At 70.6% G+C, this 24,392-nt stretch carries 20 protein-coding genes and 2 tRNA genes; 8 read left to right on the top strand and 14 right to left on the bottom strand.

Going from position 1 to position 24,392, the window contains the following annotated elements; genetic code table 11:
* Positions 1-59: 59 nt before the first annotated feature.
* The gene (locus tag MQV74_RS21315) at positions 60-1,292 is read left to right on the top strand and encodes a carboxylate--amine ligase (protein ID WP_242719927.1); all 1,233 of its coding nucleotides are present in this window, start codon (positions 60-62) and stop codon (positions 1,290-1,292) included.
* Positions 1,293-1,365: 73 nt separating this feature from the next.
* On the opposite strand, the gene MQV74_RS41190 is transcribed toward MQV74_RS21315, so the two are convergent.
* The 3 genes from MQV74_RS41190 to MQV74_RS21300 all read right to left on the bottom strand — a co-directional run bounded on the left by MQV74_RS41190 (position 1,366) and on the right by MQV74_RS21300 (position 3,747).
* A complete protein-coding gene (locus tag MQV74_RS41190) occupies positions 1,366-2,631 on the bottom strand; it encodes a chaplin (RefSeq protein ID WP_308402294.1) in 1,266 nt (421 codons plus the stop codon).
* Positions 2,632-2,751: 120 nt separating this feature from the next.
* Positions 2,752-3,009 (bottom strand): chaplin, encoded by a 258-nt coding sequence (locus MQV74_RS21305; RefSeq protein ID WP_138960788.1) that lies wholly within the window; start codon positions 3,007-3,009, stop codon positions 2,752-2,754.
* Positions 3,010-3,336: 327 nt separating this feature from the next.
* Complete coding sequence (locus tag MQV74_RS21300; protein ID WP_150512052.1) at positions 3,337-3,747, bottom strand: rodlin; 411 nt, start codon at positions 3,745-3,747, stop codon at positions 3,337-3,339.
* Between the two features lie 339 nt (positions 3,748-4,086).
* On the opposite strand from MQV74_RS21300, the gene MQV74_RS21295 reads away from it, so the two are divergent.
* The 4 genes from MQV74_RS21295 (at position 4,087) to MQV74_RS21280 (ending at position 8,012) form a co-directional block, all read left to right on the top strand.
* Positions 4,087-4,497, top strand: a complete 411-nt coding sequence (locus MQV74_RS21295; RefSeq protein WP_242719925.1) for a rodlin — start codon at positions 4,087-4,089, stop codon at positions 4,495-4,497.
* 581 nt (positions 4,498-5,078) lie between these two features.
* Positions 5,079-5,486, top strand: coding sequence for a rodlin (locus tag MQV74_RS21290; RefSeq protein ID WP_242719923.1), 408 nt, complete (start codon positions 5,079-5,081; stop codon positions 5,484-5,486).
* Between the two features lie 217 nt (positions 5,487-5,703).
* Positions 5,704-6,570: an LPXTG cell wall anchor domain-containing protein gene (locus tag MQV74_RS21285; RefSeq protein ID WP_242719921.1), complete on the top strand. Its 867-nt coding sequence runs from the start codon at positions 5,704-5,706 to the stop codon at positions 6,568-6,570.
* A gap of 239 nt (positions 6,571-6,809) precedes the next feature.
* The gene (locus MQV74_RS21280) at positions 6,810-8,012 is read left to right on the top strand and encodes a low temperature requirement protein A (protein WP_242719919.1); all 1,203 of its coding nucleotides are present in this window, start codon (positions 6,810-6,812) and stop codon (positions 8,010-8,012) included.
* Between the two features lie 62 nt (positions 8,013-8,074).
* Here the strand turns inward: MQV74_RS21280 and MQV74_RS21275 are convergent.
* Positions 8,075-8,147: transfer RNA gene (locus MQV74_RS21275), tRNA-Ala, on the bottom strand.
* 184 nt (positions 8,148-8,331) lie between these two features.
* Between MQV74_RS21275 and MQV74_RS21270 the strand changes: the two genes are divergently transcribed.
* Together MQV74_RS21270 and MQV74_RS21265 are read left to right on the top strand one after the other, a co-directional pair.
* Positions 8,332-8,880: a helix-turn-helix domain-containing protein gene (locus MQV74_RS21270; RefSeq protein ID WP_138960712.1), complete on the top strand. Its 549-nt coding sequence runs from the start codon at positions 8,332-8,334 to the stop codon at positions 8,878-8,880.
* Positions 8,881-8,932: 52 nt separating this feature from the next.
* Complete coding sequence (locus tag MQV74_RS21265; RefSeq protein WP_242719917.1) at positions 8,933-10,993, top strand: serine/threonine-protein kinase; 2,061 nt, start codon at positions 8,933-8,935, stop codon at positions 10,991-10,993.
* Positions 10,994-11,013: 20 nt separating this feature from the next.
* Here the strand turns inward: MQV74_RS21265 and MQV74_RS21260 are convergent, their stop codons facing one another.
* Together MQV74_RS21260 and MQV74_RS21255 are read right to left on the bottom strand one after the other, a co-directional pair.
* The gene (locus MQV74_RS21260) at positions 11,014-12,516 is read right to left on the bottom strand and encodes a hypothetical protein (RefSeq protein ID WP_242719915.1); all 1,503 of its coding nucleotides are present in this window, start codon (positions 12,514-12,516) and stop codon (positions 11,014-11,016) included.
* Positions 12,517-12,763: 247 nt separating this feature from the next.
* A complete protein-coding gene (locus MQV74_RS21255; protein WP_003999697.1) occupies positions 12,764-12,892 on the bottom strand; it encodes a DLW-39 family protein in 129 nt (42 codons plus the stop codon).
* A 323-nt stretch (positions 12,893-13,215) separates the two neighbouring features.
* On the opposite strand from MQV74_RS21255, the gene MQV74_RS21250 reads away from it, so the two are divergent.
* Positions 13,216-13,551 (top strand): DUF6344 domain-containing protein, encoded by a 336-nt coding sequence (locus tag MQV74_RS21250; RefSeq protein ID WP_172382851.1) that lies wholly within the window; start codon positions 13,216-13,218, stop codon positions 13,549-13,551.
* A gap of 66 nt (positions 13,552-13,617) precedes the next feature.
* Here MQV74_RS21250 and MQV74_RS21245 read toward each other — a convergent pair.
* The 8 genes from MQV74_RS21245 to dnaN all read right to left on the bottom strand — a co-directional run bounded on the left by MQV74_RS21245 (position 13,618) and on the right by dnaN (position 23,802).
* Positions 13,618-13,694, bottom strand: a tRNA-Ile gene (locus MQV74_RS21245).
* 367 nt (positions 13,695-14,061) lie between these two features.
* Positions 14,062-14,775 carry a DUF3566 domain-containing protein gene (locus tag MQV74_RS21240; RefSeq protein ID WP_242719914.1) on the bottom strand — a complete coding sequence of 238 codons (714 nt, stop codon included), beginning with the start codon at positions 14,773-14,775 and terminating at the stop codon, positions 14,062-14,064.
* An 18-nt stretch (positions 14,776-14,793) separates the two neighbouring features.
* Complete coding sequence (gene gyrA, locus MQV74_RS21235) at positions 14,794-17,379, bottom strand: DNA gyrase subunit A (protein ID WP_242719913.1); 2,586 nt, start codon at positions 17,377-17,379, stop codon at positions 14,794-14,796.
* 56 nt (positions 17,380-17,435) lie between these two features.
* The gene (gene gyrB, locus MQV74_RS21230; RefSeq protein WP_308402293.1) at positions 17,436-19,535 is read right to left on the bottom strand and encodes a DNA topoisomerase (ATP-hydrolyzing) subunit B; all 2,100 of its coding nucleotides are present in this window, start codon (positions 19,533-19,535) and stop codon (positions 17,436-17,438) included.
* Positions 19,536-19,821: 286 nt separating this feature from the next.
* Positions 19,822-20,400, bottom strand: a complete 579-nt coding sequence (locus MQV74_RS21225) for a DUF721 domain-containing protein (RefSeq protein ID WP_242719912.1) — start codon at positions 20,398-20,400, stop codon at positions 19,822-19,824.
* The gene (recF, locus tag MQV74_RS21220) at positions 20,397-21,521 is read right to left on the bottom strand and encodes a DNA replication/repair protein RecF (protein ID WP_242719911.1); all 1,125 of its coding nucleotides are present in this window, start codon (positions 21,519-21,521) and stop codon (positions 20,397-20,399) included. The genes MQV74_RS21225 and recF overlap by 4 nt, the downstream gene beginning before the upstream one ends.
* 132 nt (positions 21,522-21,653) lie before the next feature.
* A complete protein-coding gene (gnd, locus tag MQV74_RS21215; RefSeq protein ID WP_138960702.1) occupies positions 21,654-22,538 on the bottom strand; it encodes a phosphogluconate dehydrogenase (NAD(+)-dependent, decarboxylating) in 885 nt (294 codons plus the stop codon).
* A gap of 133 nt (positions 22,539-22,671) precedes the next feature.
* Positions 22,672-23,802 (bottom strand): DNA polymerase III subunit beta, encoded by a 1,131-nt coding sequence (gene dnaN / locus MQV74_RS21210; RefSeq protein WP_030676844.1) that lies wholly within the window; start codon positions 23,800-23,802, stop codon positions 22,672-22,674.
* Between the last annotated feature and the right edge of the window lie 590 nt (positions 23,803-24,392).

Here is a 24,392-nt window from a genome sequence, read left to right as displayed (position 1 = left end):
CTCCTAATCCTCCGCGCCGACAGATCGCCCCTTTGGGCGATCGAACAGTAAGGGCGAAAGTGCAGCGTCTGGATACACGCATCCCCGCGGTCCTGCTGCGGATCGACAGGAATTCCTTCCACCACGGAACGCTGGGCGCGGTGCGCTCCCTGGGGCGTGCGGGAGTGGAGGTGCACCTGGTCGCCGCCGACGCGCACAGCCCTGTGGCCCGCTCGCGCTATCTGCACCGGATGCACCCACCGCCCGGACCCGCCGCGCCCCCGGCCGAGGTGGCCGCCGCGCTGCTCCGCGTCGCCGCCACCCTGCGCGGGCCCGCCGTCCTCATCCCCCTGGACGACGCGGGCTCCCTGGCCGTCAGCGCGCTGCGGACCGAGCTGAGCGACCGGTTCCTGCTGCCCGCGATGGCACCCGGCACGGCGGAGAGCGTGGCGGACAAGGCGGCGCTCGCCGAGCTGTGCGCGGCCGCCGGAGTACCGCATCCGCGGACCGAACTGCCGGACTCGGCGAGCCGGGCCGCGGCGGTCGCCCGCAGCCTCGGCCCGGCGGCGGTCGCCAAGTGGAGCCGCCCCTGGTGCCTGCCGCGCGACGCGGGCCTGCACAGCACGGTGGTCGTCCGCTCCCCCGGCGAGGCCGCGGCCCTGTTCGAGCGCGGCGCGGAGGCGGGCAGCCCCCTGCTGCTCCAGGCCTTCGTGGCGGCGGGCGGCGGCAACGACTGGTTCGTGCACGGATACGTGGGCCGCGACGGGCGCGTGCACGGCGGCGGCACGGGACGCAAGCTGCGCGCCTGGCCCCGCGCGGCGGGCATCACCGTGCGCGGCGAGTGGGTGCCCAACCCCGCCCTGGAGGCGCTCGCCGCCCGGCTCATGGCGACGGTCGGCTACCGGGGCGTCTTCGACCTCGATTTCCGCCAGGACACCGCGACGGGCACGTACCACCTGCTCGACTTCAACCCGCGCCCCGGCGCCCAGTTCCGCCTCTTCGCCGACGGCGCCGAGCTCGACGTCGTACGCGCGCTGCACCTGGACCTGACGCACCGCCCCCTGTCCGCGCCGCGCCCCCTGCCCGGCCGGACCTTCCTGGTGGAGAACTACGCCCCGCTGAGCGCGCTCCTCCCGCAGCAGAGCACGGCGCGCGAGCTGGCCTGGCACGCCCCGGACGACCGCGCCCCCGGCACGGCCCTGCGCAGCCTGTGGGGCCGCAATGTCGCACGGCGACTGCGTGAACGCGTACGCGCGCGTGCCGTACCGGCGTCACGGACGGGCGTACGGGAACCGGAGCGGCTCGGGAGCTGAGCGGCCCATGCGTAAAGCGTGGGGGCCGACCCGGATCGGGTCGGCCCCCACGCTTTACGTGGTGAACGTTCGGCTACGGCCGGGCCGTGGCGCGTCCGCGTCGGTAGAGAACCGCGCCGGCGCCGAGCAGCGCGGCACTCGCCGCCGCAGCACCGAGGAGGCCGGGCTCCGCACCCGTCCGCGCGAGCTGGGCCCGGGGGGCGGGGACGACGTCGGCCCGGGGCGCGGGCGGCACGGCCGGGGCCTCGTGCACCGGCACGGGGGCCTCGGGCGGCGTCACCGACCGGGGCGGAGCCTTCGGTTCCGGCGCCGTGGGCTCGGCGGGGCGGACCGGAGGCTTCCCGCGCGGCGGCACCGGCTGCTCCTGCGGCGGGGTGGGCGTGGAGTCCTCCTCGCAGCGGTTGCCGAAGGCCGGGTTGAGGGCCGCGACGACGTCCGCGGTGTTGCCGCAGAGGTCCAGAACGGGCTCCAGGGGCAGCTGCCCGAGGTTGCCCGACAGGAGACCCGGCGAGTCCGAGGCCTCACCCGTGGCCGTGGCTCCCGAACCGGCGGGCCGGGGGGCCGGGGGCGGCGTCGTGACGCTGCGCTCGGCGACCGGCTCGGCCGCGGGGCGCGCGGCGGGCTTGGGGGCGGCCTTGGGGACTGCCTCCACCGCGGGCCTGGCCGCGTGCTTGGCGGCCGGAGGCTGCGTGCGGGGGGACTCCTGCCGCGGGGCGGCGTGCTTGGGGGCCGCGTGCTTGGGGGCCGCGTGCCGCGGGGACGTGTGCGGCCGGGACTCCTGCCGCGAGGACACCGGGGCGTGGTGCGCCGTCGCGCGCTGGCTGGAGCGGTCGGCGCGATCGGCGTGGTCCGCGCGGTCGTACGCCTCCGAGCGCTCCCCGTAACCGTGCGCCGTCGAGGGCTTCCGCGCCTTCGGGGCCGCAGCCGTGCGGCGCTCGTGGGCGGGCTTCGCCTCGTGGGCGGACTTCTTCGCTTCCTCGGCGCGCTTCGTCGCCTCGTGCGCGGGCTTCTTCACCTCCCGGGCAGCGGTCGTCGCCTCACGCGCGGGCGTGGTCGTCTCCTGGGCGGGGGCCGCCGACTGCTGCTGCGCGCGGGCGGCGGCGCGCTCGGGGTGGTCCGACCGCCCCGTGTTCGCGCAACTGTTGCCGGTCGCCGGGTTAAGGCCTGCCGCAGCATCGGCGGTGTTGCCGCAGACGTTCACCGGCACTTCCACCGGGGCCTGCACGCTGTTGCCCGACAGGAGGCCGGGAGAACCGTGGGCCGCTCCGCTCGCGTCAGCCGCGAGGGCGGAGGTGCCAGACAGAGACAGGATGCTCGACGCCGCGGCGGCGGAGAGCATTCCTTTACTGAGGGCCTGTCGCAATCTAGTGATCTTCCTCTGTGCGGTGGAGCCGGCCTTGGCACCGAGTGGTACGCCAAGGCCGGCGAAGGCGCAGCCTGAACAGCTGGGCTGGCTGCGTCAGTCGTTGACGCAGGTGTTGCCGAACGCCGGGTTCAGCAGCGCGATCAGGTCGACGCTGTTGCCGCACACGTTGACGGGAACGTGGACGGGAACCTGGATGACGTTGCCGGACAGCACGCCCGGGGAGCCGTGCGCGCCACCCTTGGCGTCGGCGTCGGCGAACGCCGGGGAAGCCACACCCAGAGCCAGAACCGCGCCCGCGACGATGGCAGCGCTCTTTTTGAGCTTCACAACATTTCCCTTCTGTCGAGTCACGCCTATACGGCGGTCGAAACCGGGCGGTCAATATTTGCTTCCCGCACCGTGACCTGAGTCCTGTTAACGAGTGGAACTGGGCGAGGAAACCGAGATGGTGACGCGATTCGGAATTTCACTCGATTGACTCAGCAGACCAAGAAGCCCTGAAGCAGGGAGAGTTGAAAACCCATACGCGGGATCCGGACCGAAGCGTCCCGAGGCATCAGAAGCTCAGCCCGCACAGCGCCGCCGCACACCACACGGGCACAGAAAAGGGCCGCCCGGGCCGCCATCCCCCGAAAACGAGGTACGGGCGGCCCGGGCGACCCGGGAACACCGGCGCAATCAGCCGTTGTTCACACCGTTGCCGGACAGCGCCGAGATGTCGTCCAGGATGTGCGACAGCGGCTCGTCGCCCTTGGCCTGCGTCGAGTTCTCGACACACTGCTGGTTCTGCGGCGCCGACAGGATCGGGATGTCCTGGACGGCGATCGGGACCAGGCCGACGATCGAGCCCACGTTGGCCTTGATCGGCACGCCCGCGCACAGCTTGTTCAGCGAGCCCTGGACAGCCGAGAGCTGCGGGCTCATGTTGCCGTGCGTGGCCGAGTTGCCGAACGCCGACTTGGCGTCGTTGCCGCTCATCGAGTGGGTGCCGTTGTCGTCACCAATGGCCAGCGCGGTGGGCGCGGCGGCGGCAGACATTCCGACGACGGACGCGGCGACCGCGGCCGCTGCCATTGACTTCTTAAGCATTTCCTGTTCCTTTTCCTGGACAGAGACACGGCTTGCTTCAGCCCGGTTCAACAGGCCTACCAGGCGCACGGTTGCGCATGTTCACCCCATCGGATCCTTTTCCAGGAGAGAACTCGACACCGCATCGACAACGCGTCCGCAGCACAGAAATCAGCTGATCGCACCACCCTTGTCCTTTTGTCATTTCTTCTGCTTCCGCCCGTCTCTGCAGGGAAGTAGGAGATTCATATCCCGTACGTGGGCCATCCGAGTGAACCGGAGCAACCCCTGGCCATAGCGGCAGTTACCCAAAGTGCTCCTGGAAGGGGCTGAGACGGGGCTCATCAGAAGGGAAATCCTGTGCTCAAGAAGGTTATGGCCGCGACCGCGGTCACCGCTTCCGCAGTAGGCATGACCGCCGCGATGGCACCCACCGCCGGCGCCATCGGCAACGACCACGGCACCACCTCGGCGAGCGGCAACGGCGCCTCGCAGGAGTTCGGCAACTTCGCCACCCACGGCAACATGAGCCCGCAGATGGCGCTCATCCAGGGCTCGTTCAACAAGCCCTGCATCGGCCTGCCGGCCAAGGCCAACGTGGGCTCGATCGTCGGCGTGGTCCCGATCGCCGTGCAGGACATCCCGATCCTGTCGGCGCCGCAGAACCAGCAGTGTGTCGAGAACTCGACGCAGGCCAAGGGCGACGAGCCGCTGTCGCACATCCTCAACGACATTCCCGTCCTGTCCGGCAACGGCGCGGGCAACCACTGACGTCCGCCCGTCGCCCCCGGTACCAGCGGGCCGCCACGCTCTCCTCGGCGGCCCGCTGTGCTGTGAGGGGGCGCCCCTCACCGGGCCCGGGCCGACTCAGGACCGGGGCCAGAAGTCACGTCCCACGAGCTTCTGCCACTCCTGATCGGGTCGGCCCGGAACTGTCTTTCCCTGAGCGCTCCACTTGTGCAGAAGCGATTCATAGATCGGCTCAACGCGGCATTCCGAGGAACGCCTGCTGACCGGAATGACACCCTGCCTCTGCCATTTTCCGCCAGGGTTGCTCATGCCCTCACCTCGACACCGTGAAGCTTTCGCTTTCTTACGTACTCGATCGCCTTTTGCGTACTTGACCTACGTACCTGATTGCCTGCCCGGCAAAACAGCGGGCGGCCGCTTCGGATACGCGTGGGCGACACCCCTGTAATACCCGAGCGACACCCGATCGGTTCCACGATTCCACGTTTTGAGCGATGACCTCACTAATGGGCCGACCGGGTCGAGGGGCGCAACTCCGGCGCCATCACTCAGTTGATCATCACGCGGCTCCGTAACGGAGCCTCTTTCCGAAGGGAACCCACATGAAGAAGGTCCTGGCCTCCGCCGCCATCGCCGCGTCCGTCGCGGGCATGTCGGCCGTCGCGGCCCCGCAGGCCCTCGCCATCGGCGACGACTCGGGCACCACCTCGAAGAGCGGCAACGGCGCCTCGCAGGCGTTCGGCAACTCCGCGACGCACGGCGACATGAGCCCGCAGATGTCGCTGGTCCAGGGCTCGCTCAACAAGCCCTGCATCGGCCTGCCGGCCAAGGTGAACGCGGGCTCCATCGTCGGCCTGGTCCCGATCGCCGTCCAGGACATCAACGTCCTGTCCGCCCCGCAGAACCAGCAGTGTGTCGAGAACTCGACGCAGGCCAAGGGCGACGAGCCGCTGTCGCACATCCTCAGCGACATCCCGATCCTCTCGGGCAACGGCGCCGGCAACCACTGACGCCTCCTCCCTCCCGCCACCGTTCGGGGCCGGCCACCGCCGTGGCCGGCCCCGAACGCGTCTCCGGCGGCGCCACGCCCGCCGCTCGTCTTCCGGTCGGGTGAAGGCGCGAGCGGCACGCATCCCCTTCCGCGAGTCATCGGCGGCGGAGCAAAAGTGCCCTGTTTGGATGCGGATTAACCAGATTGTCTGCTTGTCTGCATGGAGGGATCCGATCATGCGAGTTCTGAGAAAGTCCGGGACGGCCTTGGCCATGGCCGTCGGTACGGCCTGCGCCGTGGGCGTCGCCTGCGGCACGGCCCTGGCTGGGGACGCCGATCAGACGCCAGGAGCAGCCGAGGTGCACGCGCCACCCCCGGCCGCGGCGGCGCCACCTGCCCCAGCGGGGCCCGCCGCGCGGAAGGCCGAGTCGCCGTCGGGCGACACCGCCTCCGACAGCACCTCCGACAGCACCGTCGCCAGTAGGGCCGAGCCCCCATCACCCGCCACCGACAAGCGGGCTGAGGCCCCGTCATCGGCGGGCGGATACGGCCACCAGGACGGATACGGCCACCACGGCCCCGCCGCGGACGCGCCCTCCACGAACCGCGGGGACGCGCACGATTACGGTGACGACGCCCCGCACGGATCCGACTACGGCGATACCGACGAGGACGGCCACGCGGACGGCTACGGAGACGGCGGCGAGACCGGCTACGGCGGCCCCAAGGATTCCGGTTACGGCGACGACCACGGCCCCTCCGGCTACGGCGACACCCCCTCCAGCCCGCCGCCGCACACGCCGCCCACGACGAAGCCGCCCACGACCCCGCCTCCGACGACGCGGCCGCCCACCTCGCAGCCGCCGACGTCTCAGCCCCCGACGTCTCAGCCCCCGACCTCCACCCCGCCGACGTCGCAGCCGCCGACCTCGGGGCCGCCCACCTCGGGGCCGCCGTCCCCGTCGCCCAGCACCTCCCGGCCGCCGGAGATGCCCCAGACCGGCTCCGGCAGCACCGTCGCCCTCGTCACCGCGAGCGGCCTCCTCATCGGCGCCGGGGTGCTCGTACGGCGCCTGAACCGCCGATTCGGTGACCGAGCGTAATAATCTGAACCAGGGTCAGCGGCCGTACGGCCACCTCGCCAGACACCGCTGACCTGCGGAAATGTCGCGAAGATCGATGTGGGGCCCGCCTTGGCAGCTCAAGGCGGGCCCCAGAGTGGTTGCGCAAGCGAACGCCCACTCGCGCTCACCCACCGACGTGCTGCGGCCCACCCCGTCCCGGGACATTCTGGAAGCAAACGGCCGTCATCCGGCCGGACCCGGAAGCGGGAGGCACGGCGATGAGCGAGGACACCCCGTCAGGCGTGGGGCACGGCCGGTCAGTGGTACCGCTCGTGCGCATGACGGCCCGGAGCCGCGACGAGCCGCACCGCACGGCGACCCCGCTGGAACTGCTCTTCGACCTGTGTTTCGTGGTCGCGGTGGCGCAGGCGGGAGCCCGTCTCGTGCACGCGATCGCCGAGGGCGACCCCGGCCACGGCATCGGCGGCTATCTCCTGGTCTTCTTCGCCATCTGGTGGGCCTGGGTGAACTTCACCTGGTTCGCCTCCGCCTACGACACCGACGACGTTCCCTACAGGATCGCCACCTTCGTGCAGATGGCGGGCGTCCTCGTGCTCTCCGCCGGGATCCCCCGGGCCTTCGACCAGGGCGACTACGCCGTCGCCATCACCGGCTACGTGATCATGCGAGTGGCGCTCGCCTTCCAGTGGCTGCGCGCCGCACGCGGCGAGACGGGAGCCGCCCGGCAGACCGCCCTGCGCTATGCCGTCGGCCTGGTGGTCGTGCAGATCGGCTGGGTCGTCCTGCTGCTGCTTCCGGACGCCGCCTGGTGGTGGGGGTTCGTGCCGCTGGCCGCCGCCGACCTCGCGGTGCCGGCCTTCGCCGAGCAGCACTACCGCACCACCTGGCACCCGCACCACATCGCCGAACGCTACGGCCTCTTCACCATCATCGTGCTCGGCGAAACCATCGCCGCCGCCACCGTCGCGGTGCGCTCGGCCCTGGATGAGTCCGCGGCCCTGGACGACCTGCTGCCGATCGCGGCCGGTGGGCTGCTGATCGTCTTCGCCGCGTTCTGGATCTACTTCGCCGTGCCCATCCACGAGTACCTGGCCACCCACCAGCACCCGTTCCTCTGGGCCTACAGCCACTATGTGATCTTCGGCTCGGCCGCCGCGATCGGCGCGGGCATCGAGGTCGCCGTCGAGCAGGCCACCCACCACGCCCACATCTCGACGCTCGCCGCGTCCCTCGCCGTCACCCTGCCGACCGCCCTGTTCATGATCACTACCTGGGCCGTGCACGCCCGCCATTTCAAGCGCGGCACCGCCCAGCACGCTGTCCTGCCCGTCGGCGCCGTCCTGGTCCTGGCCTGCAGCCTCGCCGGTCACTGGGCCGTCCCCCTGGCGGGCCTCGCCCTGACCTGCACGGTCGCCACCGGCATCTGGCTCGCCGCCCGGCCCGCCGCCCCACAGCCCTGACCAGTACCGCAAAAGAGCCCCTTCACCCTACGTTTCCGCAGGTCAAAGGGGCTCTCCAGGAGTGGAGCCTAGGGGAGTCGAACCCCTGACATCTGCCATGCAAAGACAGCGCTCTACCAACTGAGCTAAGGCCCCGGACAACGACACCGGTACGTGAAGATCACGGCCCGGGGAGCGTCGCAGACCAGAGTACCGGGTCCCACCGGGGATCTCGCAAAAGGATTGGGGGTCCCCGTGCGCGACCACTCTCCGTAAGATGCTCGACGTGGTTCGCGGCAGCGAACCGCAGTCCAATGGGGAAGCGATGGGGAGACGCAACATGGACGCTGCACAGCAAGAATCGACCGCAAGAGCACGGGAACTCCAGCGGAATTGGTACGGGGAGCCGCTGGGGGCACTCTTCCGTCGCCTCATTGACGACCTGGGCCTGAACCAGGCGCGGCTGGCCGGGGTGCTCGGCCTGTCCGCGCCCATGCTGTCCCAGCTCATGAGCGGCCAGCGCGCCAAGATCGGCAATCCGGCCGTGGTCCAGCGCGTCCAGCTGCTGCAGGAGCTGGCCGGGCAGGTCGCGGACGGCAGCGTGAGCGCCGCCGAGGCAACCGACCGCATGGACGAGATCAAGAAGTCCCAGGGGGGTTCCGTACTGACCAACACCACCCAGACCACGTCGAGTTCGGGCGCCCCCACGGTGAAGCGCGTGGTGCGCGAGATCCAGTCGCTGCTGCGCTCCGTCGCGGCGGCGGGCGACATCATCGATGCCGCGGACTCCCTCGCCCCGACCCACCCGGAACTGGCAGAGTTCCTCCGGGTGTACGGGGCGGGCCGCACCGCGGACGCCGTCGCCCACTACGAGGCGCACCAGAGCTGAGCCGTCGGCCGGGCCGCTGCCGGGCGGCCCGGAAGGGGAGCGGGGCACGACCATGGGTGAGGTCTTCGCCGGCCGGTACGAACTCGTCGACCCGATCGGCCGCGGGGGAGTAGGCGCCGTCTGGCGTGCCTGGGACCAGCGGCGGCGCCGGTATGTGGCCGCCAAGGTCCTGCAGCAGAGAAACGCCCATACGCTGCTCCGCTTCGTGCGGGAGCAGGCGCTGCGGATCGACCACCCGCACGTGCTCGCCCCCGCGAGCTGGGCCGCCGACGACGACCAGGTCCTGTTCACCATGGACCTGGTCACCGGCGGCTCGCTCGCCCATGTCATCGGTGACTACGGAGCGCTGCCGCCCCGCTTCTGCTGCACGCTCCTCGATCAGCTCCTCGCCGGTCTCGCCGCGGTGCACGCGGAAGGCGTCGTGCACCGTGACATCAAGCCCGCCAACATACTCCTCGAGGCCACCGGGACAGGGCGCCCGCACCTGCGCCTGTCCGACTTCGGCATCTCGATGCGCAAGGGCGAGCCACGGCTGACCGAGACGGACTACGTGGTGGGCACGCCCGGGTACTTCGCACCCGAGCAAATGCTGGGCGCCGAGCCGGACTTCACCGCCGACCTCTTCGCCGTCGGCCTCGTCGCCCTCTATCTGCTGCAGGGTGCCAAGCCGGACGCCAAGGCCCTCATCGAGCACTTCGCGGCACACGGCACCCCGGGCGCTCCCCGGGGCGTGCCCGAGCCGCTGTGGCAGGTCATCGCGACGCTGCTGCAACCCGATCCGCAGGCGCGCTTCCGCACCGCCACGGGAGCGCGCAAGGCGCTCGCCTCCGCCACCGAGGTCCTGCCGGAGCCCGGCCCCGACGACGAGCTCGTCGAGATCTTCGACCAACTGGGCCCGCTGCCCGAGGGGTTCGGCCCCGACGGCCCCCTCACTCCCGCACCCAATCCACCACCGCCCAATCCACCACCGCCCCAGCCGCCTTCGTCCCAGCATGCCGCCTCCCAGCACGCTGCCTCTCAGCACACTGCTTCGCAGCACGCCGCACCTCAGCCCCCTGCCTCCCAGCACGCCGGGCCTCAGCACGCCACGCCTGAGCACGGCGTCTCGCGGCACGCTGCCTCTCAACCATCCGCTTCTGGGCACACCTCGTCTCAACCATCCGCCTCTCAGTACAGCTCGCCCCAACCGTCCGCTTCTCCACACGCCGCGCCTCAACCGCCCGCGCCTCAACGGCTCTCGGCCCAACCACCCTCGGCTCAGCCGCCCGCAGCCCACCAGGCCTCGCCCCGTCAGCCTCCAGCCCACCCGCTCGCCGCTCAGCAGCCCGCGTCCCAGCCGCACACGCCACCGTCCGTACCGCGGCCACCCTCGGGACAACCCTCCGCGGGCCAACCGTCCATGGCCCGCCCCGCTGTGGGCCAACCCGCCACCGGTCAACCGGCCCTCGTCCAACCGCCCGTGGGCCACCCACCCCTGCCCCAGCACCCGATGGCGGACCCGTCCACGCCACAGCGCCCCATCGCACCGCCTCCACCCGTATCGCAACCGCCCACGCCCTCCACGCCCTCCACACCCCCCGCATCCCAACCGCTCGCGCCACCGTCGTCGCTCCCTCCGCACCCCCCGATGTCGGAGACCGGCAGCTTCCACCTGCCCCCGCCCACGCAGGCGCCCCCGCAGCCCGCGCAGCCGCCCACTCCCCCCGCGCGCACCCCGCTCCACTCCGTACCCGGCCATGCGGCATCCCCCCGTCCGACCGCACCGGCGGAGGACGGCCCCTCACAGGTCACGGGCTCCTCGGTGCGGCGCGCCTACGCATACGCTCCTACTTCTCCATACACCGCTCACCCGGCGCAGGTTCCCCACCCGAGCACCCCAATTCACGGACCTATCGCGCCGGTTGAAGCCCTGCTGTCGCCAGGCACGGCGGAGTCGGCGGAAGCGTCGCAGGAGGAGCAGCCCTCGCGCTCCCGCACCGCCCGTTCCCGGCCTGCCCGCTCCCACGCGGCCAGGCCGCAGCGCAACGGCCCGCCCGTGAAGGTGGCCCTGCCGATGCTGCTCGCCGCGCTGGCCTGCTTCGCGGTGGGCTTCTGGGCCCTGTCCCGCATCTGAGGCGCGGCCCGGGCGGGCCCTCAGGCCGAAGCGCGGCGCCCCGCTGCCCGTCTCCGCCCCACCAGCGTCCACACCCCCAGCACGGTCACCAGCACCGTTCCGGTGCCGATGCCCGCCGCGGCCAGGACCTTCATGGCTTCGTCGCCACCGGTGCCCGCGGCGGCCGTGCCACCCCGGCCCTCGCCGCGCGCGCCAGGGCCGCCGGAGGCGTCGTCCCCTCCTGCGCCGCCCCGTGCCGCCGCCTCGTCCCGCTCCGTCACGCCGAAGGCGTCCGCGGGGCGCGCCGCCCCGACGTACGCGGGTCCCGGCCGCCGCTCGCCGGAGACGTCCACCCGCAGGGTCAGTCCGACCGCCCCGTCGCCGAACTGCGCGCCGACGTCCGGGTCCAGAGAGACCGCCAGGTAGTACCACCCGGCGAAACGCACCCCTGCGACCCGGGAAATGGGCGCGTACCGGTTCTCGTAGGCGACGGGCGGCAGCGTCGGCAGCGTGGTCGACTTCTGGCGGCCGTCGTACGCGGTGTCCATGTCTTCGACCGGGCCGCGCGCGGGGTTGAACACGGACACCACCAGCGCGGACGTGACGTACTCACGGTCTGCGGCACCGCCGCTCACCCCGGACCCCCTGGCCCTGCCGGAACCATCGGATCCGCCAGGGCCCCCGATCCCGCCGGAAACCCCGGTGCCCCGCGCCCCGCCGACCTCGACCGTGACGGACAGCCGCTGGCCCCAGTCCACCGGTACGCGGTAGTAGCGTGTGCGCCCCGGCTCGACCCCGTCGCCCCAGACACCCCTGTCCAGGGCCTTGGCCGTGCTGAAGCTGCTGCCTCCCGCGCGCGGGAGGGCCGGGCCCGCGGGCGGGGCCGGCGTCCTCGGGTCCCCCGTCCGGGGCGGTGTCGTCGCGCCCCGCTCGGCGAGCGCGGGCTCCGAGCTGACGTGGAGCTCCAGATCCCAGGTCTCCGAAGTGGACGGTTTCTCGGTCGGGGACGAAATCGACGACCTGGAGTCGACGGTCCGCTCGACGACTACGTAGTAGGTGCCTGCCGTCGCGCACTGGCGCTCGTCCGGCCCGACCACGCGCGAGGCCGACGCGGTGAGGGGCCGGGGGCTGCGCGAGGCACCGAAGCGCACGGAGCCCGAGTCGCAGTCGAAGCCGTTCGCGTCCTCGACGGACACCCGGATGCCGTCCGCGAAGCCCACCTGGCTGCCGAGGCCGGGGAGCGCGGTGGCGGAGACGTAGACGTTGTCCTTGGCACCCAGGTCGAGCCGGTAGTAGAGCTGGGTCGTGCCGCCGGGGCCGGGGGGCTTGATGGAGCTCCTGTACGTCGATCCCGGTGTGAGAGGGCGGCTCCCGGTGCTGCTCGGCGTACCCGTGACGGTTCGTACGCCATCGGCGAAGGCGTACGGCAGCGGAGTCTCGGCCGCGTGCGCGGTCGCGGGGAGCGCGGCCGCGCACCACACCGCGCCCAGGAGCACGGCCCCCGCGCCCGCCACTGTCCGACGGCTCGCCCGGTGCCGCGTCACGCCGCTCTCCACCTCACCCTCCATTGATTTGCCCAAGCAAGCAATGAAATTGCGTAAGTGAATCAAGGGGGTCGCGGCCGCCGACCCGGGCGGCACCAGCCCCTCCGCCCCGGCGGGGGAACATCACACGTGCGGACCGAGCGTCAGCTGCCCAGCCCAGGAGGAGCGGGACAAAAGCCCCCTCGCACAGCACAGGGCCCCGACCGCTCTAGCGATCGGGGCCCTGTGACGAGACTGCCGTCGATACTCACGAACCCGTGGGCACGGAGTCAGTCGCCTCCGTCCACAGATCCTGCTCGGCGCGATCCGCCTGGATCTGGCGGTACACGAGGAGCCCGCCGATGGCGGCCAGTGCGACCAGGAGAAGCTTCTTCACCGCGCGACCTCGTCTTTCCTTGACGTAGGGGACTTCTGGCGCCCGACTATACACACCGACCGATACCGATCGGTGACCTGGATCGGCCTCAACTCCCCTCCGGAACACCGCAGTAGATGCGGACCGAATCCCTCCGCCTACGCTCCGTCCCCAGCGGGGTTCGCCGAGCTTGCCCCGCTTCCCGCTTTCTCGGGCCTCCTGCACCCATCTGGGTGGTGTTCATCTGAACATCGGCGCGACGCGAGCGTCGGTCCCCCACTGTCGGCCCCGCATACACATCATGAGGAAAGTACGCAAATCGCCCAACCCGAAAGTGAGGGGTTATGCCCGCCACCAAGGCCATGAAGCTGTGGGCCACACTCGTCTCCGCCGTCCTCGCGCTGTTCGCCGCGCTCGGCTTCGCCTCCTCGGCGGCCGCGGCCACGCCCGTACAGGACGCCACGACGACGTGCAAGAGCACGACGAGCGCACAGGAGCACGTGCTCGCCGCCTGGGCGATGGCGTACGAACGGTCCCTGCCACCCACCATGAAGCAACGCATCCGCGCCGAGGCCCACGGTTCGACGCCCAGCTGCCGCCACCTCCCCACGACGGACGCGGAGGCCGCGGACGACGGCTCAGGGGCCCTCACGAGCGCCAGCCTCGCCGCGGAGCCGTAACCCCGGAGCGGTGGACGTCACCCACGCAGAAGACCCCCAGCCGATACCGGCTGGGGGTCTTCTCGCTGGTGGGGCTAACAGGATTTGAACCTGTGGCCTCATCCTTATCAGGGATGCGCTCTAACCAACTGAGCTATAGCCCCGCCGCGCTCTGCGGGATGTCCCGCGCGCTGACCTCTGAAGATTAGCGCACGTGGGGGCCAGTCCCAAAATCGATAGCCCGTGGACCGGTGACCACGCCCTCGCCGGGGCACGCGCGTGTCGGCCGGGGCCCGCCGCCCCTGGGCCGACGGCCCCGTCACGAGCCGATCGGCCACCCGTCGGGAGCCCCGAAGCCCACGCGGAGCCCCGCCGCCCACGCGGAGCCTTGGAGGCCACGCGGGCCCCGGAGGCCGCGCGCAGACCGCACCGGAGCCGCGCAGCACGCTGCCGGGCTCCCTGGGCACAGGGACCCCGGCAGCGTACGGAAGCGCGGCGGGAAAGCGTGAGGAGCGTGTGGAGCGGAAAGGGCTACTCGTCCTCGGCCAGCGTCAGTTCCACGCCGCCGACGAAGCCCGCCGAGAGGTTGTAGATGAACGCGCCGAGGGTCGCGAGGGCCGTGGCGAGGACGACGTCGATGACCGCGATGATCGAGGTGAAGATCAGCACGCGCGGCAGCGAGAGGAACGCCTGGAGGTCGAAGCCGTTGGACTCGTTCGACCCCGTCGCCTCGGAGATCGTTCCGCCGACGGTGGAGAAGACGCCCATGGCGTCCATGACCATCCACAGCGTCGCGGCCGCGACGATCGTGCAGATGCCGAGCGCGATGGACAGCAGGAAGCTGACCTTCATCACCGACCAGGGGTCGGCCTTGGCCACGCGCAGCCTGGCCTTGCGCGTGCGCGGGGTGGTGCGCGCCCCCGTGCGGGGACGGCGGACCGCGCCGGTCGGCGCCGCCTGATAGGCCTGCGGCGGGTGGTACGGCTGGGAGCCCTGCTGCTGGGGCGGGCGCTCACCGGGCAGGGCGCTGGATCCGCCCCCCGCGGGCGCGCCCTTCTTGGCAGCCCCGCCCTTGGCGGGGGCCTCGGTCTCGGACGTCTGCGTGCCGCGACCTCGGGTGTCTGTCACAGTCCCCCCCTGGGATCCATGAGACTCGTGGGAGTCGTCATCAGTGGCGGAGCCACGGGCACCATCCTTGCCGGTTCCACGCGATCCAGCCGCTCCGGCGCCCGGGGCTCCACTCACGATGACTCACTCCTCGCGCTACTCGGCCGGGGACGGTGTGCCCTCGTCCGTACCGACGGCCGGAGTGCCGTCAGACGATTCGTCGACCCCGTCGACTTCCTCGGCCTCGCGCCCGGCCTCGGCGTTACGAGCGATGCCGACGACGGCATCGCGCTTGCCCAGGTTGATCAGTTGGACGCCCATGGTGTCACGGCCCGTCTCCCTGACCTCGTTGACTCGCGTGCGAATCACACCGCCGGAGAGGGTGATGGCGAGGATCTCGTCGGTCTCCTCGACCACCAGTGCGCCGACGAGCTCACCACGGTCCTCGACGATCTTGGCAGCCTTGATGCCGAGACCACCGCGGCCCTGGACGCGGTACTCGTCGACAGGGGTCCGCTTCGCGTACCCACCATCGGTGGCGGTGAAGACGAACGTACCGGGCCGGACCACGTTCATCGAGAGCAGCTGATCACCGTCGCGGAAGCTCATGCCCTTGACGCCGGAGGTCGCGCGGCCCATCGGGCGCAGCGCGTCATCCGTCGCGGTGAACCGGATCGACTGCGCCTTCTTGCTGATCAGAAGCAGATCGTCCTCGGCGGACACCAGCTCCGCGCCGATCAGCTCGTCGTCCGAACCGTCGTCCGTCTCGCGCAGATTGATGGCGATGACGCCGCCGGAGCGAGGCGAATCGTAATCCTTCAGAGGCGTCTTCTTGACCAGACCGCCCTTGGTGGCGAGCACCAGGTACGGCACGGCTTCGTAGTCACGGATCGCGAGGATCTCGGCGATCGACTCGTCCGGCTGGAAGGCGAGCAGGTTCGCGACGTGCTGGCCGCGCGCGTCCCGCCCGGCATCCGGGAGCTCGTACGCCTTCGCGCGGTAGACGCGGCCCTTGTTGGTGAAGAACAGCAGCCAGTGGTGCGTCGTCGACACGAAGAAGTGGTCGACGATGTCGTCCTGCTTCAGCTTCGCGCCGCGCACGCCCTTGCCGCCGCGCTTCTGCGAGCGGTAGTCCTCGGTCTTGGTGCGCTTGATGTAGCCGCCGCGCGTGATGGTGACGACGATGTCCTCTTCGGCGATCAGGTCCTCGATGGACATGTCACCGTCGAAGGGCACGAGGGCGGAGCGACGGTCCTCGCCGAACTTGTCGACGATCGCGGCGAGCTCCTCGCTGACGATCGCGCGCTGCTTCTCGGGCGAGGCCAGGATCGCGTTGTACTCGTTGATCTTCTGCTGGAGCTCGTCGTGCTCCTGGATGATCTTCTGGCGCTCCAGGGCGGCCAGTCGGCGGAGCTGCATCTCCAGGATGGCGTTGGCCTGGATCTCGTCGATCTCCAGGAGGCCCATCAGGCCCTCGCGCGCGACGTCGACGGTGTCGCTGCGCCGGATGAGCGCGATGACCTCGTCGATGGCGTCCAGGGCCTTGAGGAGGCCGCGCAGGATGTGGGCGCGCTCCTCGGCCTTGCGGAGCCGGAACTTCGTGCGCCGGACGATGACCTCGATCTGGTGGCCCACCCAGTGGCGGATGAACGCGTCCAGGGAGAGGGTGCGCGGCACGCCGTCGACGAGCGCCAGCATGTTGGCGCCGAAGTTCGTCTGCAGGTCCGTGTGCTTGTAGAGGTTGTTCAGGACGACCTTGGCGACCGCGTCCCGCTTGAGGACGATGACCAGGCGCTGGCCCGTGCGCGAGGACGTCTCGTCGCGGACGTCGGCGATGCCGCCGACCTTGCCGTCCTTCACCAGGTCGGCGATCTTCTGCGCGAGGTTGTCCGGGTTGACCTGGTAGGGCAGTTCCGTGACCACCAGGCACTGGCGGTTGTGGATCTCCTCGACCTCGACGACCGCGCGCATCGTGATGGAGCCGCGACCCGTGCGGTACGCCTCCTCGATGCCCTTGCGGCCCACTACGAGGGCACCGGTCGGGAAGTCGGGGCCCTTGATGCGCTCGATCAGGGCGTCGAGCAGCTCCTCGTGGGAGGCCTCCGGGTGCTCCAGGGCCCACTGCGCGCCCGCCGCGACCTCGCGGAGGTTGTGCGGCGGGATGTTGGTCGCCATGCCGACCGCGATGCCCGCCGAGCCGTTGATCAGCAGGTTCGGGAAGCGGGACGGCAGGACGGTGGGCTCCTGGGAGCGGCCGTCGTAGTTGTCCGTGAAGTCGACGGTGTCCTCGTCGATGTCCCGGACCATCTCCATGGACAGCGGCGCCATCTTGCACTCGGTGTAGCGCATGGCGGCCGCGGGGTCGTTGCCCGGAGAGCCGAAGTTTCCGTTCGAGTCCACCAGGGGCATGCGCATCGACCACGGCTGCGCGAGGCGGACCAGCGCGTCGTAGATCGAGGAGTCGCCGTGCGGGTGGTAGTTGCCCATGACGTCGCCGACGACGCGGGCACACTTGTAGAAGCCCTTCTCGGGGCGGTACCCGCCGTCGTACATCGCGTACAGGACGCGGCGGTGCACGGGCTTGAGACCGTCGCGGACGTCCGGCAGCGCGCGCGACACGATGACGGACATCGCGTAGTCGAGGTACGAGCGCTGCATCTCGGTCTCGAGCCCGACGGGCTCGATGCGCACCGTCTGGCCCTCGCCGTCCTCGGAAGGGGTGGGGTTGTTCTCGTCGGCCATGGCCGGTCAAGATCCTTTCGTACGTCAGTCAGCAGCCGTCGGGGTGCCTGACCGGCTCAGATGTCGAGGAAGCGGACGTCCTTGGCGTTGCGCTGGATGAACGAGCGGCGTGCCTCGACGTCCTCGCCCATGAGGACCGAGAAGAGGTCGTCGGCCTGGGCGGCGTCGTCGAGGGTGACCTGGCCGAGCACGCGGTGCTCGATGTCCATCGTGGTGATGCGCAGCTCCTCGGCGTTCATCTCGCCGAGACCCTTGAAGCGCTGGACCGAGTCGTCCCGGATCCGCTTGCCGTTCTGGCGGCCGAGCTCGATGAGCGCGTCGCGCTCGCGGTCCGAGTACGCGTACTCGAAGTCGTCCTTGCCCCACTTGATCTTGTACAGCGGCGGCCGGGACAGGAAGACGTGGCCCGCCTCGACGAGCGGACGCATGAAGCGGAACAGGAACGTCAGCAGCAGGGTGTTGATGTGCTGGCCGTCGACGTCGGCGTCCGCCATCAGGATGATCTTGTGGTACCGGAGCTTCTCGATGTCGAAGTCCTCGTGGACTCCGGTGCCGAAGGCCGAGATCAGCGCCTGGATCTCCTGGTTCTGCAGGATCTTGTCGACGCGGGCCTTCTCGACGTTCAGGATCTTGCCTCGGATGGGCAGGATCGCCTGGTACTCCGGGTCGCGGCCGGACTTGGCCGAGCCGCCGGCGGAGTCACCCTCGACGATGAAGATCTCGCACTTCGTCGGGTCGTTCGACTGGCAGTCGGAGAGCTTGCCCGGCAGGGACGCGGTCTCCAGGAGGCCCTTGCGGCGGGTGAGGTCACGCGCCTTGCGGGCGGCCACGCGCGCGGTGGCGGCCTGGATGCCCTTGCGGATGATGTCCGCGGCCTCATTCGGGTTGCGGTCGAACCAGTCCGTCAGGTGCTCGTGCACGACCTTCTGGACGAACGTCTTCGCCTCGGTGTTGCCGAGCTTCGTCTTGGTCTGGCCCTCGAACTGGGGCTCGCCCAGCTTCACCGAGATGATCGCGGTCAGACCCTCGCGGATGTCCTCACCCGTGAGGTTGTCGTCCTTCTCGCGGAGCAGCTTCTTGTCGCGCGCGTAACGGTTCACCAGACCGGTCAGCGCGGCGCGGAAGCCCTCTTCGTGGGTGCCGCCCTCGTGCGTGTGGATCGTGTTGGCGAAGGAGTACACGCCCTCGCTGTACTGCGAGTTCCACTGCATCGCGATCTCGACCGAGAGCATGCGCTCCTTGTCCTCGGCCTCGACGTCGATGACGGTCGGGTGGACGACCTCGCCCTTGCGGGAGTTGAGGTACGTCACGAAGTCGACGATGCCGCCCTCGTAGTGGTACGTGACCGAGCGGACCTCTTCGACGGTGTCGTCGGTGGCCTCGGCGGAGTCGGCGCCCGCCGTGGCCTTGGCCGACTCGCGCTCGTCGGTGAGCTTGATCGTCAGGCCCTTGTTGAGGAAGGCCATCTCCTGGAAGCGCCGCGCCAGCGTCTCGAAGGAGTACACGGTGGTCTCGAAGATGTCACCGTCGGCCCAGAAGGTGACCGACGTGCCCGTCTCGTCGGTGGCCTCGTGCCGCTCGAGCGGTGCCGTCGGGGCGCCCCCCTTGTAGTCCTGCGTCCAGCGGTAGCCGTCGGTCTTGATCTCGACGGACAGCTTGGTGGAGAGCGCGTTCACCACCGAGACACCCACGCCGTGCAGACCGCCGGAGACGGCGTACCCGCCACCGCCGAACTTGCCGCCCGCGTGCAGCACCGTGAGCACGACCTCGACGGCCGGCTTCTTCTCGACCGGGTGGATGCCCACCGGGATGCCACGGCCGTTGTCGATGACGCGCACGCCGCCGTCGGCGAGGATCGTGACGTCGATGGTGTCCGCGTGCCCGGCCAGGGCCTCGTCGACGGAGTTGTCGACGACTTCCTGCACGAGGTGGTGCAGGCCACGCTCGCCGGTCGAGCCGATGTACATGCCGGGCCGCTTGCGGACCGCGTCCAGACCCTCGAGGACGGTGATGGCGCTGGCGTCGTACGAGGCCGTGCCCTCGCCGGAGGCCTCGATGGCCTCGGGGGGTACGGCGCCGTCGCCGGCGGCAGTGGACGGGATGTTCTCGTTGGGGTTGCCGGAATCGGCCACGAAGCGCCCTTTCTGGCACAGCACAAAGCCAAGCTCCCGGCGCTGGCCGGAGCGGCTGCGGCGTGTTGCGTTGGTAAGCCTGGTTCAGCTCTTGCTCAGCTTCTCCCGCTGCTCCCCACGACTGGGGCGGGATTAGCTTCCAGTCTACCGGTAGCGCCGACAGTGATGGGGGTTTGCCGGTACCTGAGTCCGCATGTGCCGCCCTGAACCGGCATCAGCCGACTCCCCATATGCGCCCCCGGGCTCTAAGAGGCTCACAGCGGCACTCAGCGCTTCGGGCGGTCAACCCCCAGCTACCGACCGGATCTCGTCATCCGTAGGTGTCGCCGGGACCGGTGCTGCCGGGCGCTCGCAAGGGCCCGAAGCGGCGCGCGGGGCCACCGGGTCCGAGGACCTTGATGAGGCGTACGGTGCCGTGCCCGAGGTCCTCGTTCAGGCGCGCGACCAGCTGCGGAGCGAGCAGTCGCAGGTTCGTCGCCCAGGCCGTGGAGTCGCACTGGACGGTCAGGACGTGCTCGTTCTCGTCGTACCGCTGCGGTACGCAGTGCTTGGCAAGGTCCTCGCCGACGATCTCGGGCCAGCGGCCCATCACGCCGCCGACGGCCGCCGGGGTCTCCCAGCCGCGCTCGGTGATCAGGCGATTGATGGCGGAGCCGAGCGGCAGCGGATCGCGCCCGTCAGAGCGCGCGCCCGAGCGCAGGCCGCCGCGCCGGGCCTGCTTCTTCTGGCGGGTCGCGTCCCCACGCGCGCGTGCCTGCTCCTTGGCGGCGCGCAGGGCCACGCGGGCGAGGTCGACCCCGGAGGGCTCGGGCGGCGCGGGCTTGGCCGCCCCGGCGCCAGCGGGCTCCGAGGGGCGGTCGGGCTTCGAGGGCCTGCCGGGCTCGGTCATACGCGCTCCACCTCGCCGCCGGACACGGCGTACCGCGCGCCCGCCAGGACACCCGGTACGTCGTCGTCCACGGCGGCCGTGACCAGGACCTGCTCCCCGGAGGCCACCAGTTCCGCGAGCCGCTCGCGCCGGCGCGCGTCCAGCTCGGCGAACACGTCGTCCAGGACGAGGACCGGCTCATTGCCCTCGGCCCGGAGCAGGTCGTACGAGGCGAGCCGCAGCGCGAGTGCGTAGGACCACGACTCTCCGTGGGAGGCGTATCCCTTCGCGGGCAGCTGGCCAAGTTTGAGTAGTAGATCGTCCCTGTGGGGTCCTACGAGGGTGACGCCCCGCTCGATCTCCTGCTTGCGGGCCTCTCCCAGGGCGGCGATCAGCTGCTCGTAGAGCTCCTCGCGCGCGTGGCCGACGATTCCGGCCGAGGAGGGCTTGTAGTCGAGGCCGAGCGGGCCGCCGCCGGGGGCCAGCTGTTCGTACGCCTTGTCGGCGAGCGGCTGGAGCGCGGCGATGAGGTCGAGCCGCTGGGCGAGCAGCTCGGCGCCCGCCTGGGCGAGGTGCTGGTCCCAGACGTCGAGGGTGGACAGGTCCATGGAGCGGCCGCCGTGGCGCCGGGCGAGGGCGGCGGACTTCAGGAGCGTGTTGCGCTGCTTCAGGACGCGGTCGTAGTCGGAGCGGACCGCCGCCATGCGCGGGGAGCGGGCGGTGATCAGCTCGTCGAGGAAGCGGCGCCGCTCTCCGGGGTCGCCCTTGATCAGGGCCAGGTCCTCGGGGGCGAACAGGACCGTGCGCACGATGCCCAGCACGTCACGGGGTCTGACCTGCGAGGATCGATTGATGCGGGCGCGGTTCGCCTTGCCCGGGTTCAGTTCGAGCTCGATGAGCTGCTGGCGCTCGCCCTGGCGCACTGCGGCCCGGATGACGGCCCGGTCGGCGCCCATGCGCACCAGGGGAGCGTCCGAGGAGACCCGGTGGCTGCCGAGCGTCGCCAGATAGCCGACGGCCTCGACGAGGTTGGTCTTGCCTTGGCCGTTCGGCCCCACGAACGCGGTGACGCCCGGGTCGAGCGGAACCTCGACCCGGGCGTACGAGCGGAAGTCGGCCAGGGACAGGTGGGTGACGTGCATGATGTGGCGCCGACCTCCCCCGGCTTTCCTGCTGTGGCTAGGGGCCGCCGTGGCCTGGGTGCCGACGGCCCGCCCGCCGCGGCCCACCGCTGTCCACACAGGCTGTGGACAGCGGGCCGCGCGGGCTGTGGATCAGTGTTCGCTCTTGGACTCGACGGCGTGGCCGCCGAACTGGTTGCGCAGCGCCGCGATCATCTTCATCTGCGGCGAGTCGTCCTGCCGCGAGGAGAACCGCGCGAACAGCGACGCCGTGATCGCGGGCAGCGGCACCGCGTTGTCGATCGCCGCCTCCACCGTCCAGCGGCCCTCGCCGGAGTCCGCGGCGAAGCCCCGCAGCTTGTCCAGGTGCTCGTCGTCGTCCAGCGCGTTGACCGCCAGGTCAAGCAGCCAGGAACGGATGACCGTGCCCTCCTGCCAGGACCGGAAGACCTCCCGCACGTCCGTCACCGAGTCCACGGCCTCCAGCAGCTCCCAGCCCTCGGCATAGGCCTGCATCATCGCGTACTCGATGCCGTTGTGAACCATCTTCGCGAAGTGGCCCGCGCCGACCTTGCCCGCGTGCACGGAGCCGAAGTCGCCCTCCGGCTTGAGCGCGTCGAAGACGGGCTGCACCTTGGCGACGTTCTCCTTGTCGCCGCCGTACATCAGCGCGTAGCCGTTCTGCAGGCCCCAGACGCCGCCGGAGACGCCGCAGTCGACGAAGCCGATGCCCTTGGCCGCGAGCTCCTCGGCGTGCTTCTCGTCGTCCGTCCAGCGGGAGTTGCCGCCGTCCACCACGACGTCGCCGGGCGACAGGAGCTCGGCGAGCTCGTCGATGGTGGACTGGGTCGCGGCTCCGGCCGGGACCATCACCCACACCACGCGCGGGCCCTTGAGCTTGCTCACCAGCTCTTCGAGGCTGTGGACATCCGCGAGGTCCGGATTGCGGTCGTATCCGATGACGGTGTGGCCTGCGCGGCGAATGCGCTCGCGCATGTTGCCGCCCATCTTGCCGAGGCCGACGAGACCGAGCTCCATCAGTGCGTTCCTAACTAGCGATGTGGCGTAGAGGCACGTCACGGCCGCTCGGCGCTGAGCGGCTCCGCGTACCCGCGGCACGTTCGTACCCGCGTCCGAGCCTACGCCCGGACGCGGCCACACACCTGTGGGCTCAGCCGCTCAGACGTACCGGCATGATCAGGTACTTGTACGCCTCGTCCGCCTCGGCGTCCACGGCCGGCTTGCCGCTCAGGAGCGCGGGCTTCGTCGACGTCGTGAACGACAGCTGGGCGACCGGGGAGTCGATCGCGCTCAGGCCGTCGAGCAGGAACGTCGGGTTGAAGGCGATCGAGATGTCGTCGCCCTCGAGCTGGGCGTCGACCCTTTCCACAGCCTGTGCGTCGTCGCTGGAGCCGGCCTCCAGGATGAGCACGCCCTGCTCGAAGCTGAGCCGCACCGGGGTGTTCCGCTCGGCGACGAGCGCCACGCGCTTGACGGCCTCCACGAAGGGGGCGGTCTCGATGACGGCGACCGAGTTGAACTCCGTCGGGAAGAGCGTGCGGTACTTCGGGAGGTCGCCCTCCAGGAGGCGGGTCGTCGTGCGGCGGCCCGCGCCCTCGAAGCCGATGAGGCCCTCGCCCGCGCCGGAGCCGGACAGGGCCAGGGTGACCGTGTCGCCGCTCGTGAGGGCCTTGGCGGTGTCCAGGAGCGTCTTGGCGGGCACCAGGGCCACGGCGGACGTCTCCGGGTTCTCCGGCTTCCACAGGAACTCGCGGACCGCGAAGCGGTAGCGGTCGGTGGAGGCCAGCGTGACCGTGTCGCCCTCGATCTCGATGCGGACACCGGTGAGCACGGGCAGCGTGTCGTCGCGGCCCGCGGCGATGGCGACCTGGGAGGCGGCCGAGGCGAAGACCTCACCGGGGACGGTGCCCGTGGCGGTCGGCATCTGCGGCAGCGCCGGGTACTCCTCCACAGGCAGGGTGTGGAGGGTGAAGCGGGAGGAGCCGCAGACCACCGTCGCCCGTACACCGTCTGTGGAGATCTCCACCGGGCGGTTCGGCAGGGCGCGGCAGATGTCGGCCAGCAGGCGGCCGGAGACGAGGACCGTGCCCTCTTCGTCGACCTCGGCGTCCACGGAGACGCGGGCCGAGACCTCGTAGTCGAAGCTGGACAGGGAGAGGGCGCCCTCCTCGGCCTTCAGCAGCAGGCCCGCGAGGACGGGCGCTGGCGGCCGAGCCGGGAGGCTGCGTGCCGCCCACGCCACCGCCTCCGCGAGTACGTCGCGTTCCACCCGGATCTTCACTTAGCCGCCCTCCTGCTGTTGCTGGCACTGGGGACCAGTCTGACGCACCGCACTGACAGCTGGTGCCCGTCGGGGTCAAGTCGTGCCGAGAGGTCGTGGCGGCCCGAGCGGCGAGTTGTACACAGCCCCCACTTCAAAGCGGAAATCTGACTCTCTCTAGTCGGGAGTAGTAGTAGGGCCTGTGGAAACCGTGGATAACCGCGAATGCGCAGGTCAACGCCCATTTTTTGTCCACTGGCCCTGTGGGCGACGGCGGTGGACAACCGGGGGTAACTGTGGACGGGCGAAAGTTCTGCACACCCGATGCACAGGAGAGGGGGACTTCTCCCCAGCCCTGTCCCCAGCTTTACCCAGCTTCCCCACAGGCCAACCCGGCAGCTTTGTGTGACGCCTTTCACTCGACCCGGTGAGAGCGCGCGTCGCGTTGCCGAACAGTGGACAGGCCTGGGGAGAAGCTGTGTACAACCGGCCCCAGCCTGTGGGCCGCCGGTGGACAACTTTTCCCACCCCCTGTGGAGAAGATCTTTATCCACAGTCTGTGGAGAGTCTTCGTCCACGAATCCACAACCACCTGACCTGGCCTGATGACT

The organism is Streptomyces sp. AN091965, from assembly GCF_022698285.1.
Lineage (GTDB): Bacteria > Actinomycetota > Actinomycetes > Streptomycetales > Streptomycetaceae > Streptomyces.
This window is presented reverse-complemented; position numbering and strand designations above follow the sequence as displayed.

What these genes read in the sequence shown, in the direction of transcription:
- MQV74_RS41190 (WP_308402294.1), bottom strand. Translation starts at nt 2,631, where the DNA reads ATGCTCTCCGCCGCCGCGGCGTCGAGCATCCTGTCTCTGTCTGGCACC.
- MQV74_RS21300 (WP_150512052.1), bottom strand. Translation starts at nt 3,747, where the DNA reads ATGCTTAAGAAGTCAATGGCAGCGGCCGCGGTCGCCGCGTCCGTCGTC.
- MQV74_RS21290 (WP_242719923.1), top strand. Translation starts at nt 5,079, where the DNA reads ATGAAGAAGGTCCTGGCCTCCGCCGCCATCGCCGCGTCCGTCGCGGGC.
- MQV74_RS21285 (WP_242719921.1), top strand. Translation starts at nt 5,704, where the DNA reads ATGCGAGTTCTGAGAAAGTCCGGGACGGCCTTGGCCATGGCCGTCGGT.
- MQV74_RS21280 (WP_242719919.1), top strand. Translation starts at nt 6,810, where the DNA reads ATGAGCGAGGACACCCCGTCAGGCGTGGGGCACGGCCGGTCAGTGGTA.
- MQV74_RS21270 (WP_138960712.1), top strand. Translation starts at nt 8,332, where the DNA reads ATGGACGCTGCACAGCAAGAATCGACCGCAAGAGCACGGGAACTCCAG.
- MQV74_RS21265 (WP_242719917.1), top strand. Translation starts at nt 8,933, where the DNA reads ATGGGTGAGGTCTTCGCCGGCCGGTACGAACTCGTCGACCCGATCGGC.
- MQV74_RS21250 (WP_172382851.1), top strand. Translation starts at nt 13,216, where the DNA reads ATGCCCGCCACCAAGGCCATGAAGCTGTGGGCCACACTCGTCTCCGCC.
- gyrA (WP_242719913.1), bottom strand. Translation starts at nt 17,379, where the DNA reads ATGGCCGACGAGAACAACCCCACCCCTTCCGAGGACGGCGAGGGCCAG.
- MQV74_RS21225 (WP_242719912.1), bottom strand. Translation starts at nt 20,400, where the DNA reads ATGACCGAGCCCGGCAGGCCCTCGAAGCCCGACCGCCCCTCGGAGCCC.
- recF (WP_242719911.1), bottom strand. Translation starts at nt 21,521, where the DNA reads ATGCACGTCACCCACCTGTCCCTGGCCGACTTCCGCTCGTACGCCCGG.
- gnd (WP_138960702.1), bottom strand. Translation starts at nt 22,538, where the DNA reads ATGGAGCTCGGTCTCGTCGGCCTCGGCAAGATGGGCGGCAACATGCGC.